This is a genomic window from Variovorax sp. WS11 (assembly GCF_010499245.1).
Lineage (GTDB): Bacteria > Pseudomonadota > Gammaproteobacteria > Burkholderiales > Burkholderiaceae_C > Variovorax.
In genome coordinates, this window is record NZ_JAAGOW010000001.1 from 3,581,296 (window position 1) to 3,599,794 (window position 18,499).

17 protein-coding genes are annotated in these 18,499 nt (G+C 70.7%); 12 read left to right on the plus strand and 5 right to left on the minus strand.

Annotated features, from left to right (window positions below; genetic code table 11):
• The first annotated feature begins 15 nt into the window (after positions 1–15).
• A complete protein-coding gene (locus GXN78_RS17655) occupies positions 16–1,044 on the plus strand; it encodes an AraC family transcriptional regulator (protein WP_106558594.1) in 1,029 nt (342 codons plus the stop codon).
• Positions 1,045–1,054: 10 nt separating this feature from the next.
• Here the strand turns inward: GXN78_RS17655 and GXN78_RS17660 are convergent, their stop codons facing one another.
• Both GXN78_RS17660 and GXN78_RS17665 read right to left on the minus strand, forming a co-directional pair.
• A complete protein-coding gene (locus GXN78_RS17660; protein ID WP_106558574.1) occupies positions 1,055–1,762 on the minus strand; it encodes an RNA pseudouridine synthase in 708 nt (235 codons plus the stop codon).
• Positions 1,759–3,423, minus strand: a complete 1,665-nt coding sequence (locus tag GXN78_RS17665) for an MBL fold metallo-hydrolase (protein WP_106558573.1) — start codon at positions 3,421–3,423, stop codon at positions 1,759–1,761. Before GXN78_RS17665 ends, GXN78_RS17660 begins: the two co-directional genes overlap by 4 nt.
• 133 nt (positions 3,424–3,556) lie before the next feature.
• On the opposite strand from GXN78_RS17665, the gene GXN78_RS17670 reads away from it, so the two are divergent.
• On the plus strand, positions 3,557–4,549 hold the full coding sequence (locus tag GXN78_RS17670; protein WP_106558572.1) for a tripartite tricarboxylate transporter substrate binding protein: 993 nt from the start codon (positions 3,557–3,559) through the stop codon (positions 4,547–4,549).
• A gap of 48 nt (positions 4,550–4,597) precedes the next feature.
• Here the strand turns inward: GXN78_RS17670 and GXN78_RS17675 are convergent, their stop codons facing one another.
• Positions 4,598–5,068: a tetratricopeptide repeat protein gene (locus tag GXN78_RS17675; RefSeq protein ID WP_164255522.1), complete on the minus strand. Its 471-nt coding sequence runs from the start codon at positions 5,066–5,068 to the stop codon at positions 4,598–4,600.
• Between the two features lie 169 nt (positions 5,069–5,237).
• Between GXN78_RS17675 and GXN78_RS17680 the strand changes: the two genes are divergently transcribed.
• From GXN78_RS17680 to corA, 6 genes are all read left to right on the plus strand, one after another.
• Complete coding sequence (locus tag GXN78_RS17680; RefSeq protein ID WP_106558570.1) at positions 5,238–6,488, plus strand: 3-methyl-2-oxobutanoate dehydrogenase (2-methylpropanoyl-transferring) subunit alpha; 1,251 nt, start codon at positions 5,238–5,240, stop codon at positions 6,486–6,488.
• 4 nt (positions 6,489–6,492) lie between these two features.
• On the plus strand, positions 6,493–7,506 hold the full coding sequence (locus tag GXN78_RS17685; RefSeq protein WP_106558569.1) for an alpha-ketoacid dehydrogenase subunit beta: 1,014 nt from the start codon (positions 6,493–6,495) through the stop codon (positions 7,504–7,506).
• A gap of 4 nt (positions 7,507–7,510) precedes the next feature.
• Positions 7,511–8,821, plus strand: a complete 1,311-nt coding sequence (locus GXN78_RS17690; RefSeq protein ID WP_106558568.1) for a dihydrolipoamide acetyltransferase family protein — start codon at positions 7,511–7,513, stop codon at positions 8,819–8,821.
• Positions 8,822–8,900: 79 nt separating this feature from the next.
• A complete protein-coding gene (locus GXN78_RS17695; RefSeq protein ID WP_106558567.1) occupies positions 8,901–10,277 on the plus strand; it encodes a nodulation protein NfeD in 1,377 nt (458 codons plus the stop codon).
• A gap of 11 nt (positions 10,278–10,288) precedes the next feature.
• The gene (locus GXN78_RS17700; RefSeq protein WP_106558566.1) at positions 10,289–11,065 is read left to right on the plus strand and encodes a slipin family protein; all 777 of its coding nucleotides are present in this window, start codon (positions 10,289–10,291) and stop codon (positions 11,063–11,065) included.
• Between the two features lie 80 nt (positions 11,066–11,145).
• On the plus strand, positions 11,146–12,123 hold the full coding sequence (gene corA / locus GXN78_RS17705; RefSeq protein WP_106558565.1) for a magnesium/cobalt transporter CorA: 978 nt from the start codon (positions 11,146–11,148) through the stop codon (positions 12,121–12,123).
• Here corA and GXN78_RS17710 read toward each other — a convergent pair.
• Positions 12,120–12,878, minus strand: a complete 759-nt coding sequence (locus tag GXN78_RS17710; protein WP_106558564.1) for a GntR family transcriptional regulator — start codon at positions 12,876–12,878, stop codon at positions 12,120–12,122. The two genes, corA and GXN78_RS17710, sit on opposite strands and share 4 nt — an antisense overlap.
• A 176-nt stretch (positions 12,879–13,054) precedes the next feature.
• Here GXN78_RS17710 and GXN78_RS17715 point away from each other — a divergent pair, with 176 nt between their 5' ends.
• Entirely contained in the window at positions 13,055–14,263 is a 1,209-nt protein-coding gene (locus GXN78_RS17715) for an amidohydrolase family protein (RefSeq protein ID WP_106558563.1), read from the plus strand.
• Positions 14,260–15,564: a cyanate transporter gene (locus tag GXN78_RS17720; RefSeq protein WP_239142750.1), complete on the plus strand. Its 1,305-nt coding sequence runs from the start codon at positions 14,260–14,262 to the stop codon at positions 15,562–15,564. Before GXN78_RS17715 ends, GXN78_RS17720 begins: the two co-directional genes overlap by 4 nt.
• On the opposite strand, the gene GXN78_RS17725 is transcribed toward GXN78_RS17720, so the two are convergent.
• A complete protein-coding gene (locus GXN78_RS17725) occupies positions 15,556–16,374 on the minus strand; it encodes an alpha/beta hydrolase (protein ID WP_106558561.1) in 819 nt (272 codons plus the stop codon). The two genes, GXN78_RS17720 and GXN78_RS17725, sit on opposite strands and share 9 nt — an antisense overlap.
• Positions 16,375–16,526: 152 nt before the next feature.
• Here GXN78_RS17725 and GXN78_RS17730 point away from each other — a divergent pair, with 152 nt between their 5' ends.
• Together GXN78_RS17730 and GXN78_RS17735 are read left to right on the plus strand one after the other, a co-directional pair.
• On the plus strand, positions 16,527–17,216 hold the full coding sequence (locus tag GXN78_RS17730; RefSeq protein ID WP_106558593.1) for a hypothetical protein: 690 nt from the start codon (positions 16,527–16,529) through the stop codon (positions 17,214–17,216).
• 106 nt (positions 17,217–17,322) lie between these two features.
• The gene (locus GXN78_RS17735; protein ID WP_106558560.1) at positions 17,323–18,342 is read left to right on the plus strand and encodes a tripartite tricarboxylate transporter substrate binding protein; all 1,020 of its coding nucleotides are present in this window, start codon (positions 17,323–17,325) and stop codon (positions 18,340–18,342) included.
• Positions 18,343–18,499 lie beyond the last annotated feature (157 nt).

The window sequence follows — 18,499 nt, forward strand, 5'->3', positions numbered from 1 at the left end:
AGCATCCGCCAGGCCATGAGCGCGAACCATGACCCGGCGTCCGGATCGCTTGCTGCGGCGTCCGGCTTCGACGTCCTGTCCGACGTTCTGCGCTGCGTGCGCCTCACCGGCTCCATGCTGTTTCTCGTCGATGCGCGTGCGCCCTGGATGTCATGGGCGCCCAAGGCGGATGCGTTTCGCCGTGTCGCGTTGCCCGATTCGCAGCACCTGGTCTCCTACCACGTGGTCACGCAAGGCGGCTGCTGGGCGGGGCTGCGCGATGCGGAGCCCGAGCGCTTCGAGGCCGGGGACGTGCTGGTCGTGCCCCACGGCGACGCCTACTTCCTCGCCGATTCGCCCGACACGCCCGCCGCCTACGGCCCCGAGGAAGCGGTGGATTTCTTCCGCAGCATGGCGGCCGGCGAAATGCCCTCGGTCGTGAGCGAAGGCGGGGAGGGCGCCGAGCGGGCGCAGTTCATCTGCGGCTTCCTCGGCTGCGACCGCAGGCCCCTCAACCCGGTGCTCGATGCGCTGCCGCCGATGATCCATCTGCGCAGCGCCATGCGGCCGGACGATCGCATGGGCCACCTGATCGAGTTCGCGCTGTGCGAGTTGCGCGAGCCCTCGTCCGGCGGCCGGGGCGTGCGGCTGCGCCTGGCCGAGTTGATGTTCGTCGAGGTGGTGCGGCGCTACCTCGAAACGGTAGGTGGCGCGTCAGCCGGCTGGCTGGCCGGGCTGCACGATCCGCTGGTCGCGCGCACGCTGGCGCTGCTGCACGCGTCGCCGGCCAGGCACTGGACGCTGGAGGCGCTCGCCGCGCAGGCCGGCAGCTCGCGCTCGGTGCTGGCCGAGCGCTTTGCGCATTTCGTCGGCCAGGCGCCGATGCAGTACCTCACGCAATGGCGCATGCAACTGGCAAGCCGCCTGCTCGCCGAGCCCGGTGCGAGGAAGGTCGCTGCGGTCGCGGAGGCCGTCGGCTACGAATCGGAGGCGGCCTTCAGCCGCGCGTTCAAGAAGTGCGTCGGCATGGCGCCTTCCGCATGGCGCCTGCGTGGGGCGGGGTGAGGCAAGAAGTTCAGAAGCGCTCGTGCGGCAAGAGATAGCGCCATTGGCCCGCCAGCAGCCCCGACAGCGCCACACGGCCGATGCGCAGGCGCCGAATGCCCAGCAGCCTCAGGCCGGCGGCCTGGCATTGCTGCGCAATCTGCCCCGGCTGCAGGCCCTTGACGGCGAAGCGCAGGCCGGTGTGCCCCTCGGCCTGCTGGCTCACGCTGACGCGCGCGGGCGCCCGGTCCAGCCGCGCCAGCGCCTCCGGCCCGACCGGGCCGGCCACGTCGACGATCAGCTCGTGCTCCAGCAGCGCCGCGTCCTCGTGCAGCTTGCGCTCGATGCGCCATTCCTGCGTGAAGACGACCAGGCCGCTGGCCGCCGTCTCCAGCGGCGACATGCAGCGCTGCGCCGCCACGTGGCGCGGCAGGAAGCGCAGCCCCGCGCGCTCGGGCGCGTGATGGTTCGCGGGCACCAGCAGGCGATGCGCCTGCTCGATCGCGGTGCCGGCCGGCTTGTGCAGCAGCAGCGTGACGGGCACCACGGGCTCGGGCCGCGCGCCTGCCTCGATCTCGACCTGCTGGTGCGGCTGCACGCGCGACTGCGGCAGCAGCGCCGGCTGACCATCGACGCGGACCGCGCCGTTCTCGATCAGCAGCTCGGCCTCGCGCCGCGAACAGCCGGCCAGCGCGGCGACGCGCTTGGCCAGGCGGATGCCTTCGTCGGATTCGTTCATTGCGGCGGGCGCTGTCGAATGCGCTCGATGTGCGCCGCGAGCGAGCGCGCGGCCACCGGCCACAGGCGCTGCGGCACGTCGTCGTAGGCGAGCGGCAGCCAGTCCTCGGGCGTGCCCTGCGGCAGGCGCTGCATCGCGGCGGCGATCTTGGCCTCGCGCTTCAGGCGGTGCGCCTTCAGGTGGGCAATGGCGGCGCGCGCCTCGCCCAGCACGTAGCCGTGCGCCGGCAGGATGAAGCGGATGCCGCCTTCGGCGCAGACGGCGTCGAGCCGGTCGAGCGAGTCGAGGTAGGCGTTCATGTTGCCGTCGGGCGGATCGACCACCGTGGTGCTGCCGTTGAGCACATGGTCGCCGGAGAAGAGCAAGCCGTCTTCCTCCAGCACCAGGCACAGGTGATTGGCCGCATGGCCGGGCGTGTGCACCGCGCGCAGCGTGTGCGTCGTGCCCTGGCCGTCCTGCAGCAGCAGGCGCTCGCCGTCCTGCAGCACGCGCTCGGGCACGAAGTGGGAGTGCGGACGCGCGGTCGGCGCCGAGGCCAGGCCGAGGATGGGCGGCTTCGAGGCAGCCGGGCACATCGCCTGCAGCGGCGCCGCGCCCGGCGAATGGTCGGGGTGCGAATGGGTGCAGACGATCAGGCGGATGTCGCCGCCGGTGGCCTGGTACAGCCGCTCCAGGTGCGCGGCATCGTTGGGCCCCGGGTCGATCACGATGTAGCCCGTGGCCGCATCGCCCACGATGTAGCTGTTGGTGCCGGGGCCGGTCATGGCGCCGGGGTTGGGCGCCGTGAGGCGCCGCAGGTTCTTCAGCAGCGCCACCGGCGCCTCGGTCTGCCAGCCGAGCTCGTGCACGATCTGGCCGTCGGGGCAGACCAGGGTCAGCTCGCCGAAGGGCGACTCGTGCTCCATGTAGCGCGCTTCCTTGCCGCGCAGCAGGCCGGCGCGCGGGCAGCTGGTCCACAGCGGCCCTTCGCCGCCGTCGCGCTTGGCGCAGGCCTCGAGCACCGCGTCGACCGTCGCGTAGGCGGCCAGCCGCTCCAGGGTTCGCAGCGTCGGGAAGATCATGAAGAAGCCGCCGGCCTGGTGCCGCGCCAGCGCGTCGGCCGGCCGCACCCAGCAGGGCTCGAACTGCTCGGCCTCGTCGGCCGTGGGCGTCTGGCCCTCGGGCATGCGCGCGACCAGGAAGGGCACGTCGAAGCGCTTGGGCAGGTCGCGGTCGGTGATCCAGTGGGCGAGGGTGTAGACCTGGTCGGTCGCAAGAAGCAGGCCGCGTGCCGCGCACTGTTCCGCCAGCGCGACCGCGGAGGTGGTGCTGCGGTCCATGGCCGCGACCACAGAAGGGTCGACCGGGCAGCCGTCCGGATGCCGGGCGAGCAGCACGCCGAGCTCCTCGAAGCATTCGCGCACCGCGGCGACCGATTGGGTGAGCTGCAGATCGCTCTGCGTGGGCCGGCGCGTTGCCACGGCCTGGGCCACGGCGTCCGCCTCCTCGATGCGCCCGCCCGGAAACACGTAGGCACCGGGTGCGAAGCTGGCGCTGGCGGAACGCCGCGTCATCAGCACCTCGAGGCCTTCGGGCGTGTCGCGCAGGAGCAGCACGGTGGCGGCGGGCAGCACGGCGGCGGGCTCGCGCGGGGGATGGAGTTGTTGCGTGGGGCGGACCATGGGCCGTCATTATCGGGAGGCGGGCGACGGGCTGCACGATGGCATGGTTGCTGCTGCATAAGCTTCGATGCCATTGCGAATGAGGCGCGCGCCAAAATGCGCTTTCGCTCCCTCTCTGCTTTCAAGGACCGCCATGCCCGCTTCTCTTTTCCGCCGCCCTTTCCTTGCCTTCGCCGGCCTCGCGCTGGCGGCGCCGCTGGCCTGGGGCCAGGCCGACTGGCCGCAGCAGCCCGTCACGCTGATCATGGGCTTCCCGGCCGGATCTGGCGTGGACGTGGTGGCCCGCACCATCCAGGAGCCGCTCTCGCAGAAGCTCGGCCAGCCGGTGGTGATCGACTACAAATCCGGCGCCGCCGGCAACATCGCCAGTGAATTCGTGGCGCGCGCCAAGCCGGACGGCTACACCCTGGCCTTCGGCACCGCCGCCACCCACGGCAGCAACGCCGCGCTCTACAAGAAACTGAGCTTCGACGTGGAGGCCGACTTCGTGCCCGTGGCGCCGGTGCTGGACGTGTCGAACGTGCTCACCATCAACCCGGACGTGATCGACGTCAAGACGCTCAAGGAGTTCGTCGATCTGGTCAAGGCGAATCCCGGCAAGTACAACTACGCCTCCACCGGCAACGGCGCCGGCACGCACATGGCCTTTGCCGAGTTCAACTCGCGCCTGGGCCTGGACATGATCCACGTGCCCTACAAGGGCGGGCCGGAGGCCATCACCTCGGTGGTGCGCGGCGAGACCTGCTGCATCATGAACCAGGTGCAGACCGTGCTGCCGCAGTACAAGGCGGGCAAGGTGCGGCTGCTGGGCGTGACCACCGCCAAGCCGGTGGCGGCCGTCCGGGAGGTGCCGACCATCGCCTCCAGCGGCATCGCGGGCACGCAGGGCTTCGACAGCTCGATCTGGTTCGGCGTGTTCGCCCCGAAGGGCACCGATGCGCGCATCGTCGAGAAGCTCAACACCGCCATCCGCGCGGTGCTGGAGCAGCCCGAGATTCGCGAGAAGTTCGAGGGGCAGGGCAATACGGTGCGCATCGAGACGCCGGCACAGTTCAAGCAGACGGTGCATGCCAACCGTGTGAAGTGGGCCGAGGTGGCGAAGGCGGCGAAGGTCAGCATCGACTGAGCTCCATTCGACGGGTGCGCATCCTCCAAGGGAGCAATGCAGGCGACGCTATCCGCCGACGCGCGTCCGCTTGAACTTTTCGATCTTCTCCTTCAGCTCCGTGTACTGCTCGCACGGGAACCAGCAGAGCTTGTCCAGCGCCTTCAGGTGCTTCTCCGCGCCCTCGAGCTGGCCCACCTGCAGATAGGCCTCGCCTACGTACTCGTGCGCGTCGCGGTGCCGGGGGTTGAGCTCCAGCGCCTTCTCGTAGTGCTGGAAGGACTTGTCCATCTGGCCCATGTGGCGATAGGCGAAGCCCAGCAGGTTCCAGGCATCGGCATTCTTGGGGTCGGTGCGGATCGCCTTGTCGAGGTGCCCGACGGCCTCTGACCATTGCTCGGCCTTGACGGCGGTCTGGCCGGGCCATCGGGTCCAGTTCCTGGACCGTCGCCGCCCTGCGCCTCGGCCCCGCCCGTGGCGCTGGCCGTCGCGGCTGAAGCCGGAGACAAGCCAGCGTCGCCAGGAAATCTTCTCGCGCATGATGAGTGCCTCCGCAGCAGTGCTCCCGCGCCCGCCTCCAACCAGGAATTCGATTCCTCGGACTGCCGGGTGTCAATGGAGACTTCGCGCACTTGCCCGGCTGCGCGGACGCGCGAATTTCGCTAGGCTTTGCCTTGCAAGCGACAACAACGAGCTCGGAGACAACGCGATGAGCCAGGGCGCATCCCCTCTTCGTCTGCATGTACCGGAGCCCACCGGGCGGCCGGGCCACGAGACCGACTTCTCCTACCTGCATCTCTCGCGTGCCGGCGAGGTGCGGCGGCCGCCGGTCGAGGCCGTGCCGGCCGATACCAGCGACCTGGCCTACACGCTGGTGCGGGTGCTCGACGAGCAGGGCCGGGCGGTCGGCCCCTGGGTGCCCGAGGCCGATGCCGCGCTGCTGCGCCGCGGGCTGGTCGCGATGATGAAGACGCGCATCTTCGATGCCCGCATGCTGATCGCGCAGCGGCAGAAGAAGATCTCCTTCTACATGCAGTGCCTGGGCGAGGAAGCCATCGCCACCGGCCACGCGCTGGCGCTCGTGCAGGGCGACATGTGCTTTCCCACCTACCGCCAGCAGGGCCTGCTGCTCGCGCGCGACGACGTGCCGATGGTGGACATGATCTGCGAGCTGATGTCCAACGAGCGCGACCCGCTCAAGGGGCGGCAGTTGCCGGTGTGCTATTCGATGAAGCGCGCCGGCTTCTTCTCGATCTCGGGCAACCTGGCCACGCAGTTCATCCAGGCGGTGGGCTGGGGCATGGCCTCGGCCATCAAGGGCGACACGCGCATCGCCTCGGCCTGGATCGGCGACGGTGCCACCGCCGAATCCGACTTCCACACTGCATTGACCTTCGCGCACGTGTACCGCGCGCCGGTGATCCTCAACGTGGTCAACAACCAGTGGGCGATCTCCACCTTCCAGGCCATCGCGGGCGGCGAGGCCACGACCTTCGCTGCGCGCGGCGTCGGCTGCGGCATCGCCTCGCTGCGCGTGGACGGCAACGACTTCCTCGCCGTGCTGGCGGCCTCGCGCTGGGCAGCCGAGCGCGCGCGCGGCAACCTGGGGCCGACGCTGATCGAGTGGATCACCTACCGGGCCGGCGCGCATTCCACCTCCGACGACCCCTCGCGCTACCGGCCGGCCGACGACTGGCAGCACTTCCCGCTGGGCGATCCGATCGCGCGGCTGGCGCAGCACCTGCGCGGCATCGGCGCCTGGTCGGAAGAGGAACACCAGAAGACCCAGTCGGAACTCGAAGCCCAGGTGAGCGCGGCGATGAAGGAGGCCGAGCGCTACGGCTCGCTGGCCGACGGCCACCTCTTCGGCCCGGCGGCGATGTTCGAGGATGTCTACCAGACGATGCCGCCGCACTTGCAGGAGCAGCGCCGGCAGCTCTCGCAGTTCCAGAAGGGTTGAAGCCATGCCCGCCATGACCATGATCCAGGCGCTGCGCTCGGCCATGGACCTGATGCTCGCGCGCGACGACAACGTCGTGATCTACGGCCAGGACGTGGGCTATTTCGGCGGCGTGTTCCGCGTCACCGAGGGCCTGCAGGCCAAGTACGGCCGCTCGCGCGTTTTCGATGCGCCGATCTCCGAAGGCGGCATCGTCGGCTCGGCCATCGGCATGGGCGCCTACGGCCTGCGCCCGGTGGTGGAGGTGCAGTTCGCCGACTACTTCTACCCGGCCTACGACCAGATCGTGTCGGAGGCGGCGCGCCTGCGTTACCGCTCGGCCGGCGACTTCTTCGCGCCCATCACCATCCGCATGCCCTGCGGCGGCGGCATCTACGGCGGCCAGACGCACAGCCAGAGCCCGGAGGTGCTGTTCACTCATGTCTGCGGGCTGCGCACGGTGATGCCTTCGAACCCGCGCGATGCCAAGGGCCTGCTGATCGCCTCGATCGAGAACGACGACCCGGTCATCTTCCTGGAGCCCAAGCGCCTCTACAACGGCCCCTTCGACGGCCATCACGACCAGCCGCTGGTGCCCTGGTCCCAGCATCCGCTGGGCGAGGTGCCCGAGGGCTACTACACGGTGCCGCTGGAGTCGGCCACGGTGTTCCGGCCCGGCAGCGCGCTCACGGCCATCACCTACGGCACGATGGTCTTCGTCTGCGAGGCGGCGGCGCGCGAGACCGGCATCGACGTCGAGATCATCGACCTGCGCAGCCTGTGGCCGCTGGACCTGCCCACGCTGGTCGCCTCGGTGAAGAAGACCGGCCGCTGCGCGATCGTGCATGAGGCCACGCGCACCAGCGGCTTCGGCGCCGAGCTGACGGCGCTGGTGCAGGAGCACTGCTTCTACCACCTCGAGGCGCCGATCGAGCGCGTGGCGGGCTGGGACACGCCCTACCCGCATGCGCAGGAGTGGGCCTACTTCCCCGGCCCGGCGCGCGTCGGCGCCGCCTTCCGGCGCGTGATGGAGGACTGAGCGAATGGGCGAGCTTGCGATCAAGGTGCCGGACATCGGCGAGGGCATCGCCGAGGTGGAACTGGTCGCCTGGTGGGTCCAGCCGGGCGAGACGGTGGCAGAAGACCAGGTGCTGGCCGACGTGATGACCGACAAAGCCACCGTCGAGCTGCCCTCGCCGGTCGCCGGCAAGGTGCTCTCGCTGGGCGGTACGGTGGGGCAACTGATCGCCGTGGGTGCGGAGCTGATTCGCATCGAGGTGGAAGGGGGCGGCAACGTGGAGGTGCCTGGCACGCAGACGGCTGGGCCGACGCTCGCGCCTCCGCCTCCGCCTGCGCCTGCGCCTGCAGCCGTACCTGTGGCGGCACCGGCGCCAACACCGGCGCCAACACCGGCGCGCCCGCCCGCCGCTTCAGCCGTCAAGCCCGCGCCCGCCCAGCCGGGCGAGCGCCCCATCGCCTCGCCCGCCGTGCGTCGCCGCGCGTGGGAGCTCGGCATCGACCTGCGGCAGATACCCGCCAGCGGCACCGCCGGCCGCATCGTGCAGGCCGACCTCGACGCCTGGCAGGTCCGCCATCCCGGCGCACAGCGTGAGTCGCAGCAGCCCCCGGCGAGCGCACCGCGCGGCGTCGAGCGCCACGACGAAGAGGCCGTGCCCATCACCGGCGTGCGCCGCCGCATCGCGCAGCGCATGCAGGAATCGGCGCGCCGCATCCCGCATTTCACCTATGTCGAGGAAGTCGACGTCAGCGACGTGGAGCGCCTGCGCGTGCAGCTCAACGAACGGTGGGAGGGCGAGCGCCCGCACCTGACGCTGCTGCCCTTGCTGGTGCGTGCCCTGGTGCTGGCGGTGCAGCGCTATCCACAGGCCAACGCCCGCTTCGACGACGAGGCCGGCGTGCTCACGCGCCATGGCGCCGTGCACGTGGGCATCGCCACCCAGACCGAGGCGGGCCTCATGGTGCCGGTGCTGCGGCATGCCGAGGCGCTCGACCCGTGGTCCAGTGCGGCCGAGATCGCCCGCCTGGCCGCTGCCGCACGCGCCGGCCATGCCACGCGCGACGAGCTGAGCGGCTCGACCATCACCATCACCAGCCTGGGGGCCCTGGGCGGCATCGCCTCCACGCCGATCATCAACCTGCCCGAGGTGGCGATCGTGGGCGTCAACCGCATCGTGCTGCGGCCGGTCATGCGCGACGGCGCGATGCTGCCCCGCAGCATGATGAACCTGTCCTGCTCCTTCGATCACCGCGTCATCGACGGCCAGTACGCGGCCGGGTTCGTGCAGGCGGTACGGGCCGTGCTCGAGTCCCCGGCTCTGCTGTTCGTCGAGTAACGCGAGGGTTTGCGAGCGTGTGACATCGCCGCAGCCCACTCCTAGAATCCGCCGCATGGGGTCCACCAGAGCATGGTTGATGGGACTGGTCCTCCTGGCTCATGCGGCAGCGGCGGCCAGCGCTGAAGCCGTGTCTCCAGCGGCGCCACCCCCCGCCCCCGCAACCCGCATCGTGGTCCTGATGCAGCTCGATGGCGCCATCGGCCCCGCCTCCGCCGACTATGTGCGCCGCGGTCTCGCCCTCGCTGCCCAGAAGGGCGCGCGCCTCGCCGTGCTGCAGCTCGACACGCCCGGCGGCCTCGACGCCTCGATGCGCAGCATCGTCAAGGACATCCTCGCCTCCCCCGTGCCGGTCGCGACCTTCGTGGCGCCCAGCGGCGCGCGTGCCGCCAGCGCCGGCACCTACATCCTCTACGCCAGCCACATTGCGGCGATGGCGCCCGCCTCCAACCTGGGCGCCGCGACACCGGTCGCGATCGGCATGCCGACGCCGGGGCGGCCGGATGCGAAGCCCGATGACAAGAAGGAGAAGGGCACGGAATCCGCGCCCGATGCAATGACCGCCAAGCGCCTGTCCGACGCCTCGGCCTACATCCGCAGCCTCGCGCAGCTGCGCCATCGCAATGCCGAATGGGCCGAGCAGGCGGTGCGCGAGTCGGTCAGCCTGTCGGCGCAGGAGGCGTTGCAGAAGCGGGTGGTCAACATCGTGGCGCAGGACGTGGCCGACCTGCTGATGCAGGTCAACGGCCGCGACGTGGAGATGGACCGCGGCACCGTGCGCCTCGCCACGCAGCGCGCGCAGCTGCTGGTGTTCGAGGCCGACTGGCGCAGCCGCCTGCTGTCGGTGATCACCGAGCCCAGCCTGGCGCTGATCCTGCTGATGATCGGCATCTACGGCCTGCTGTTCGAGTTCTCCAGCCCCGGCTTCGTGCTGCCCGGCGTGGTGGGGGCGATCTGCCTGACGCTCGCGCTCTTCGGCCTGCAGATGCTGCCCGTCAACTACGCGGGCCTGGCGCTGATCCTGTTGGGCGTGGCCTTCCTTGTCGCCGAGGCCTTCCTGCCCAGCTTCGGCGTGCTGGGGCTGGGCGGCATCGCCGCCTTCGCCTTCGGCGCCGTGCTGCTGATCGACAACGACGCGCCGGGCTTCGGCGTGCCGCTGTGGGTGGTCGCGCTGAGCAGTGCGGTCTCGGCGCTCTTCATCATCGTGGTCGCCGGCATGGCGGCCAAGGCGAGGCATCGCCCGGTAGTCAGCGGCGTCACGACCCTGGTGGGCACCACGGGCGAGCTGGTCGAGTTCGCCGACGGCGAGGGCTGGGCCCAGATCCAGGGCGACTACTGGCGCGTGACCGGCACGGGCGACCTGTATGCGGGCCGCCGCGTCCGTGTGAGCGGCGTGCAGGGCAGCGCCTTGCAGGTGGCGCCCGAGGGCCAGGAGGCGGCGGCCGCGAGGGCCTGAGTCCACTGAACATGTTCTTCAATCTGAGCGTCGCACTCACCATCCTGGTCGTGGTGTTCGCGGTCCTGATCATTGCCGCCTCGCTGCGCATCCTGCGCGAGTACGAGCGCGGCGTGGTGTTCCAGCTCGGCCGCTTCTGGAAGGTCAAGGGCCCGGGGCTGGTGATCCTGATCCCCGGCATCCAGCAGATGGTGCGCGTGGGGCTGCGCGTGATGGTGCTGGACATCCCGAGCCAGGACGTGATCACGCGCGACAACGTTTCGGTGAAGGTGAACGCGGTGCTGTACTTCCGCGTGGTCGATGCCGAGAAGGCCATCATCCAGGTCGAGAAGTACTTCGAGGCCACCAGCCAGCTCGCGCAGACCACGCTGCGCGCAGTGCTCGGCAAGCACGAGCTCGACGACCTGCTGGCCGAGCGCGAGCGCCTCAACCTCGACATCCAGAAGACGCTGGAGTCGCAGACCGACGCCTGGGGCATCAAGGTGACCAATGTCGAGATCAAGCACGTGGACCTCAACGACAACATGGTGCGCGCGATCGCGCGCCAGGCCGAGGCCGAGCGCGAGCGCAGGGCCAAGGTGATCCATGCGGAGGGCGAGCTGCAGGCCTCGGTCAAGCTGGCGGAGGCGGCCGAGATCCTGGCGCGCGAGCCGCAGGCGCTGCAGCTGCGCTATCTGGAGACACTGACGGTGATTGCGGCGGACAAGAACTCGACCATCATCTTTCCGCTGCCGCTGGATATCGTGGGGCCGCTGTTGCAGTGGCTGCGGAAGAAGCCTGGGGAGTGATCGAGGGGCTCGGGCGCATCCACGGCCAGCAGCCCCTGCGCGTGGCAAGATGCCGCGTCCCCACCGCCCGGTCCCTTCGCATGCTCATCAACTGCGTCGTCTACGAGAACGGCACCAAGCTGGCCGACATCCCCGTTTCCGATATCAGCGACTACGTCTCGCTGCCCGGCTGCTTCGTCTGGGTCGCGCTGCGCGACCCCACGCCCGCGGAACTCGCGGAGGTGCAGGAGGAGTTCGGGCTGCATCCGCTGGCAGTCGAGGATGCACAGCACGGCCACCAGCGGCCCAAGGTCGAGGAGTACGCGGACTCGCTGTTCGTGGTGATGCATCTGGTGGAATTGGGCCGGGGCGGGACGCCCGCTGAGCTCTCCCTGGGCGAAGTCGATGTCTTCGTCGGCCGCAACTACGTGGTCTCCGTGCGCAACCGCAGCGAGCACGGCTTCGTCGAGGTGCGCGAGCGTTGCGAGCGCGAGCCCGAGCTGCTGAAGAACGGGCCGGGTTTCGTGCTCTATGCGCTGATGGACGCGGTGGTCGACCGTTACTTCCCCGTCATCGACGCCTTCGAGGTCGAGCTCGAGGCCATCGAGCAGCGCATCTTCACCAAGGGTTCGGCGCGCGAGAACATCAAGCAGCTCTATCAGCTCAAGCAGCGCCTCACGCTGCTCAAGCACGCCGTCGCACCGCTGCTCGAAGGCACCGGCAAGCTGCACGGCGGGCGCGTGCCGCAGATCTGCGCCGGCTCGCAGGACTACTTCCGCGACGTGGTCGACCACCTGGGCCGCATCCACAACACCATCGACTCGATGCGCGACACCATCGGCACCGCCATCAGCGTCAACCTCTCGATGGTCACGATCGAGGACAACGAGGTCACCAAGCGCTTCGCGGCCTGGGCGGCCATCTTCGCCGTGTGTACCGCCTTCGCCGGTATCTGGGGTATGAACTTCGAGCACATGCCGGAGCTGAAGTGGCGCTACGGCTACTGGGCCGCGCTGGGCCTGATCGGGAGCTTCTGCGCCTTCCTGTACTACCGTTTCCGGCGCGCGGGCTGGGTTTAGGCGAAGAGGCTGGCCAGGTCCGGCGCCTGCTGCGCGGCGCCGGCACCGGCGATCACGCGCTGCTCCAGCTCGTCGAGGTGCTCCAGGGCCACGGCCAGCGCGCGCGCGAGCGAGGCGCCCGAGAGCGCCTCGATGATCTGCTCGTGCTCCCGCGGCGCGCAGCTCGCGGCCTCTGCCGTGTCGTACAGCGCCTTGTAGAGCTCGGTGTTGGCGATCAGCCGCTGGAGATAGGACAGCAGCTCCTCGCTGCCCGTCATGCGCGCGAGCAGCAGGTGGAACTCGCCCGCCTGGCGGATCGCGTCTTCGCGCCGCCCTTCCTTGAAGGCCCGCTGCTCGGCCTGCACGTGCTTGCGCAGCGCCGCGCTTTGCTCGCGCGACAACTGGCCGAACAGCGTCGTGACCACCCCCGCCTCGACGATGCGGCGCGCGCGGTAGATGCCGCGCATGTCCTCGATCGAGGGGTTGGGCACGAAGGCGCCTCGGTTGTGCTCCAGCACCAGCCTCTTTTCCATGCCCAGCCGTGCCAGCACCTTGCGGATGGCGCCGCGCGTGCAGCCCAGCGCCTCGGCCAGGGCCCGTTCGCGCAGCGGCGTGCCGGGGCGCAGCTTGCCGCTCAGCAGGGCTTTCGAGACGGCTGCGTAGACGCGCTCGTCCACGCTGATGGAGTCGGCGGGTGCCTCGGCCGGCACGTCGCGTGCGGCGCGTGCGCTGGAGGCGGAAGATGCGGTGGACGTGCGGCTGCGGGCAGTGGGCATGAAAGAGCGGGGAAGGCGTGCCGGAAATATTAACCGGCGCTATCCCGCCGCGCGGCTTTGGCCGGGATTGACGAAGCGATGGCCAATCTTTACCATGCGTTTGGTTAACCAAAAATATAAGAATAGTTGACCAATCTCTTTGCCCAGTCTGTTTCTTCTTTCTCTTCGGATCCGCCATGTCCCCAGCCCCGCTGCTGCTTCGCAATGTGCGCCCCCTGGGCGCTGCCGCCGTCGACCTGCTGGTGCAGGACGGCCGCATCGCCGCCCTCGGCCCCGCGCTCGAAGCCGCGGCGGGCTGCGTGGTGGAGGAGGGCGGCGGCGCCCTGCTGCTGCCCGGCCTGGTCGAGGGCCACACCCACCTGGACAAGACGCTGTGGGGCCTGGACTGGTATCGCAACGAGGTCGGCCCGCGCCTGGTCGACCGCATCGACAACGAGCGCGCCTTCCGCCGGGCCAGCGGCCACGATGCGGCGGCGCAGTCGCTGGCGCTGGCCAAGGCCTTCCTGGCGCTGGGCACCACGCGCCTGCGCACCCATGTGGACATCGACACCGAGGCCGGCCTGCGCCATCTCGAAGGCGTGCTGCGCACCCGCGATGCGATGCAGCAAGTGCAGCAGATCCAGATCGTGGCCTTTCCGCAGTCGGGCCTGCTCGGCCGCCCCGGTACGGCCGAACTACTGGATGAGGCCCTGGCGCGGGGCGCCGACGTGCTGGGCGGCCTGGACCCGTGCGCGATCGATGGCGATCCGGTGCGTTCGCTGGACCTGCTCTTCGAGATCGCGCAGCGCCACGGCCGGCCGCTCGACATCCACCTGCACGAGCCCGGCGCGATGGGGGCCTTCTCGCTGGAACTCATCCTCGATCGCACGGCCGCGCTGGGCCTGCAGGGCCGGGTCGCGATCAGCCACGGCTTCTGCCTGGGCGATCTGCCCGAGCGCGAATGCGAGGCGCTGTTGGCGCGCATGGCGAAGCTGGGCGTGGCGCTGATCACCAGCGCGCCGGCCGCGCGCGCCGTGCCGCCGCTCCTGGCCTGCCGGCGCGCCGGCGTCACGGTGCTGGGCGGCAACGACGGCATCCGCGACACCTGGTCGCCCTACGGCAGCCCCGACATGCTGGAGCGCGCGATGCTGATCGGCCTGCGCTACAACCTGCGGCGCGACGACGAGCTCGCGGTCGCGCTCGACTGCGTGACCGAGGCGGGCGCGCGCGGCTGCGGCTTCGAGGCCTACGGCCTGGCGCCCGGCTGCCGCGCCGACCTGGTGCTGGTCGAGGCGCAGACCGTCGCGCAGGCCGTGGTCGCGCGGCCGCCGCGGCGGCTGGTGGTGTCGGGCGGGCGCGTCGTGGCGCGCGAGGGTGCGTTGCTGCCCGGCGCAGTGGCGGCATGAGACGCCGGGCCGCTCCCAAGTCGAATAGCACCGCAGCCGAAGGCGCCGGTGCTCTGATGATCGGCGCCTGCGCGCGCCAAGGTGCCGGCATCGGCTTCGCTCTGGTGATCGTGGCGGTCGCGCTCAATTTGCGCGCCTTCCTCACGGCCAGCAGTCCGCTGCTGGGCGAGATCCGCGCCGCCACCGGCCTCGATTTCCGCGACGCCGCGATGCTCACCGTGCTGCCGATGCTGGCCATGGGGCCGATGTCGCTGGCCGGCGTAGCGCTGGGCCGATGGTTCGGCGAGCGCGCCGCGCTGCTGCTGGGCCTGGCCGCGATTGCGCTGGCCTGCGCGAGCCGCGGTTTCTCGAGCGCGGCAGCGCTGCTCTTCGGCAGCGCCGCGCTCGCGGGCCTGGGCGTGGGGCTGGTGCAGGCGCTGATGCCCGCGATCATCAAGCGGGCCTACCCGGTAGGCATGGGCCTGGCCATGGGTTTTTACTCGGCCGCGCTCATGGGCGGCGGCGGGCTCGGCGCCCTGGGCGCGCCCTGGGTGGCGCGCTGGGCCGGCGACTGGCACGCGGGGCTGGCGATCTGGGCCTTGCCCGCGTTGGCGGCGCTGCTGGCCTGGCTGCTGGCCGGCCGTGCCGCCTCGGCGCCGGCGAGCGCCGGACGCATGGATGGCGGCTGGCTGCCGCAGTCCCTGCGCAGTCGGCGCGCCTGGCTGCTGGCCCTTTATTTCGGGCTTCTGAACGGCGGCTACACCAGCCTGGTCGCCTGGCTGCCGCCGGCCTTTGCGCAGCGGGGCTGGAGCAACCAGGAGGCGGGCGCGTTGCTCGCGTTGATGACCGCGGCGCAGGTGCTGGCGGCCCTCGTGATGCCGGCGCTGGCGCGCGGCCGGCGCGACCTGCGTCCCTGGCTCGCGGTGCTGCTGCTGATGCAGATCGCCGGCTTCGGCGGCCTGTTCTGGGAACTGCCGGCGGCCGCGGGCGTGGTCGTGCTGCTGGGCTTCGGTCTCGGCGGCGGCTTCTCGCTGTGCATGGTGCTCGCGCTCGATCACCGGCCCGACCCGGCGGAGGCCGGCGCGCTGGCCGCCTTCATGCAGTGCTTCGGCTTCATGATCGCGGCACTGGCGCCTTTCGCCACCGGCTGGGTGCGCGCGATGAGCGGCGGCTTCGGCGCGGCCTGGGTGTACCTCGCGGTGGTGGCGTTGGCGCTGATTCCGATGACGGCCTGCTTCGCGCCTCGGCGCTATGGGCAGGCGACGCGGGGGCTCTTTGCTCGCGGTACGTCTACGTGGATAGGCCCGGTGCCCTCATCCTAGCCCGTTTCCGAGCAGCCCCAGAACTTCTCCGAACAGTGCACTGCCCGGCGATGCAAAGGCTTCCAGCAGGCTGAAGTGATCCGCCCCGGGCTCGACGTGCAGCGCAGAGCGATTGCCCGCGGCACCCCACGCCGCGTGGAACTCCCGGCTCTGCGCCACGAAGGCCGGCGTTTCCGCGCCACCCACCACGATCAGCGCCGGCGCCGCTTCGGCGCGCACGCGGTGCAGGGGCGAGCAGGCCTTCGCGCTGGCGGCGTCGAGTTGCAGCTTGTCGTTGAGCGTGGTCGCCACCAGCGGGGCCAGGTCGTAGATGCCGCTCAGCGCTGCCACACCTGCGATCGGCGTCGCGCCGGGCTGCTGCGCCAGCGCCAGCTCGACCGCGATGTGCGCACCCGCCGAATGGCCGGCGAGCACCAGCGCGCCGTCGCCGCCGGCCTGCGCGCGGATCGCCGGCACGCAGGCCCGTGCTGCCTCGACCAGGGCGGCCACCGAGACCTCCGGGCACAGCGGGTAGTTGACCAGCGCGACATGGACGCCGGCCCGCGCATAGGCGGGCGCGATGAAGCGGAAGCCCGACTTGTCCCGCGACTGCCAGTAGCCGGCGTGGAAATAGGCCAGCGTGCCGCGCGGCCTGCCGCGCGCCGGGAAGAAGTCGAAGGTCTGGCGCGCGTGCGGGCCGTAAGGCAGGTCGAGCACGCCGTCGACGGCAGCCGCGGCGGCGCGGCTGCGGGCCTCGTAGTCGGCGAGCAAGGCCGGGAAGCCGGGGCGCGCCTGCCCTTGCACGTACTGGTACTGGGGGTCGTCGTTCATGCTCTCACTTTCGGCCGTTGGAGCCGTGGTTCATTCTTCCAGATGGCAGCGCCCGCGCGCGCCGGCGCAGGAGGCCCTCTCCTACATGGCCGCGCGCCGGTGCGCGCCCATACTTCGCAACCCCTTTTCTCGCGGAAGCCATTCGATTGAAAGTGAAAGCCTCACCCGGAGCCAGCAGCTGGATCGTCGCCGGAGTGCGGCACGAGCTGCTCACGCGCGCCCTGCCGGCGCTGCGGCACGACATGGCCGCGCCGCTGTCGGTGATCCGCATGAGCCTGCTGCTGCTCAAGCACCGTGCGGCCGCGGCGTCGGCCGACGAAGGCCTCTCGGAGGAGCCGCTCGAATCGATCTCCGAGCAGGTCGACGCCCTGGCCGACGGCGTGCGCTCGCTGCGCGACTGGGAGCTGGCCGCGAGCGACGACGGCATCACGCGCAGCGCCCTGGTGCAGCGCTGTTCCTCGCTGATGCGCGCGGCCTTCGAGCTCCATGGCATCGGGCTGCACGTGGACGAGAACCTGGTCACCGGCACGCCCGACGAGCCGCGCTTCCCGGAGGGCGCGGCCCTGCGCTACATGGTGCTGGGCGCGCTGGGCTACCTGCATGACGCCACCGAGCGGCTCGGCGCCCTGCGCATCGAGGCCGACGGGCCCGAGGGCCTGCGCTTCGTCGCGACCCATGGCGACGCCGGCCTGGCCGAGTCGATGCCGTCGATGGCGGGCGCCCTGCGCGCCCCGCGCAAGCTGGCCATCGATGCCGTCGCGCTGCAGGCGCTGGCCGATGGGCTGGGCTATGCGGTGGCGGTCGAGGGCGATACGGTGCGGCTCTCGCTGCGCTCCGGCTGAAGCCGGGCCGGCCCGCCGGGCCGATGAGGCATTTGGTTGTCTTGCGCTGCAGCAAAGGTTTGCGTAACTTCCAGTTACCAATATTTGCAACATTCCCCATCTCGCCATGATCACCAAACGCCGCTTGCTCCAGAGCGTCGCCGCCTCGCTGTGCGGCACCGCCGCGTGGGCCCAGCAGACCCCGGCGCCCGCAGCGCGCACCGCGCGCGCCGGTGCCGCGCCGGGCACCTGGCCGACCCAGCCCGTGCGTGTGCTGGTCGGCTTTCCGGCCGGCGCCTCGCCCGACCTGGCGGCGCGGGCCATTGCCGAGCCGCTCGCCAAGCTGCTGGGCCAGCCGGTGGTGGTGGAGAACAAGCCCGGCGCCAGCGGCAACGTCGCGGCCGGCCTGGTGGCGAAGGCGCAGGACGAGCACACCATCGGCGCCCTGATCAACGGCAACCTCACGATCGCCAAGCTGCTCAACCCGGCCACGCCCTTCGACCCCGAAAAGGACTTCGCGCCCGTGGGCCTGATCGGCACCGCCCCGCTGGTGCTGGCGACCTCCGGCGACGCCATCGGCAAGACGCCGACCGAACTGCTGCTGTGGGCGCGCAACCTGGGCGACAAGGGTAAGTACGGCACGCCGGGCGTGGGCACGGTGGGCCACCTGGGCATGGAACTGCTCAAGACCCGCACCAGCATCGCGCCCCAGCACGTGCCCTTCAACGGCAACCCGCAGGTGATCGAGGCGATGCTGGCCGGCAAGATCCAGCTGGCGCTGCTGCCGCCCGGCCTCGCCAAGCCGCATGTGGCTTCGGGCAAGTTCAAGGCCATCGGCGTCACCTCGCCGCTGCGCAGCCCGCTCTTCAGCGAACTGCCCACGCTGCGCGAGGCCAGCGTGCGCGGCGCCGACCTGGAGATCTGGACGGCCCTCGCGGCGCCGGCCAGCCTGCCCAAGGCTGCGGTGATGAAGCTCAACGCCGCGATGAGCGAGGTGCTCAACGCCCCGGAGGTCCAGGCCCAGCTGCTCAAGGCGGGCTGGCAAAGCCAGGCCGGCACGCCGCAGGCGCTCGCCTATCGCATGCGCACCGACACCTCGCAGCTCGGCGGGGTGATCCTCATGCGCGGCATCCGCTCCGAGACCTAGCTCTCCCAGCGTGCGGCGGCGGCGTGGCCATAAGCCGCGCTTATGCAAAATCAACGGGCAACGGCGTTCCGTCGGGAGCGATGCGTCTCGATACTTGGGCCAGCCCCCGTTCGAGGGGAATCCCATCAGACCCACCCCCCGGAGACATCGCCGTGCA

Bases quoted from the DNA above. Each gene is read 5' to 3' on its own strand.
- GXN78_RS17655 (WP_106558594.1), top strand. From the start codon at position 16: ATGAGCGCGAACCATGACCCGGCGTCCGGATCGCTTGCTGCGGCGTCC.
- GXN78_RS17660 (WP_106558574.1), bottom strand. From the start codon at position 1,762: ATGAACGAATCCGACGAAGGCATCCGCCTGGCCAAGCGCGTCGCCGCG.
- GXN78_RS17665 (WP_106558573.1), bottom strand. From the start codon at position 3,423: ATGGTCCGCCCCACGCAACAACTCCATCCCCCGCGCGAGCCCGCCGCC.
- GXN78_RS17670 (WP_106558572.1), top strand. From the start codon at position 3,557: ATGCCCGCTTCTCTTTTCCGCCGCCCTTTCCTTGCCTTCGCCGGCCTC.
- GXN78_RS17675 (WP_164255522.1), bottom strand. From the start codon at position 5,068: ATGCGCGAGAAGATTTCCTGGCGACGCTGGCTTGTCTCCGGCTTCAGC.
- GXN78_RS17680 (WP_106558570.1), top strand. From the start codon at position 5,238: ATGAGCCAGGGCGCATCCCCTCTTCGTCTGCATGTACCGGAGCCCACC.
- GXN78_RS17685 (WP_106558569.1), top strand. From the start codon at position 6,493: ATGCCCGCCATGACCATGATCCAGGCGCTGCGCTCGGCCATGGACCTG.
- GXN78_RS17690 (WP_106558568.1), top strand. From the start codon at position 7,511: ATGGGCGAGCTTGCGATCAAGGTGCCGGACATCGGCGAGGGCATCGCC.
- GXN78_RS17695 (WP_106558567.1), top strand. From the start codon at position 8,901: ATGGGACTGGTCCTCCTGGCTCATGCGGCAGCGGCGGCCAGCGCTGAA.
- GXN78_RS17700 (WP_106558566.1), top strand. From the start codon at position 10,289: ATGTTCTTCAATCTGAGCGTCGCACTCACCATCCTGGTCGTGGTGTTC.
- corA (WP_106558565.1), top strand. From the start codon at position 11,146: ATGCTCATCAACTGCGTCGTCTACGAGAACGGCACCAAGCTGGCCGAC.
- GXN78_RS17710 (WP_106558564.1), bottom strand. From the start codon at position 12,878: ATGCCCACTGCCCGCAGCCGCACGTCCACCGCATCTTCCGCCTCCAGC.
- GXN78_RS17715 (WP_106558563.1), top strand. From the start codon at position 13,055: ATGTCCCCAGCCCCGCTGCTGCTTCGCAATGTGCGCCCCCTGGGCGCT.
- GXN78_RS17720 (WP_239142750.1), top strand. From the start codon at position 14,260: ATGAGACGCCGGGCCGCTCCCAAGTCGAATAGCACCGCAGCCGAAGGC.
- GXN78_RS17725 (WP_106558561.1), bottom strand. From the start codon at position 16,374: ATGAACGACGACCCCCAGTACCAGTACGTGCAAGGGCAGGCGCGCCCC.
- GXN78_RS17735 (WP_106558560.1), top strand. From the start codon at position 17,323: ATGATCACCAAACGCCGCTTGCTCCAGAGCGTCGCCGCCTCGCTGTGC.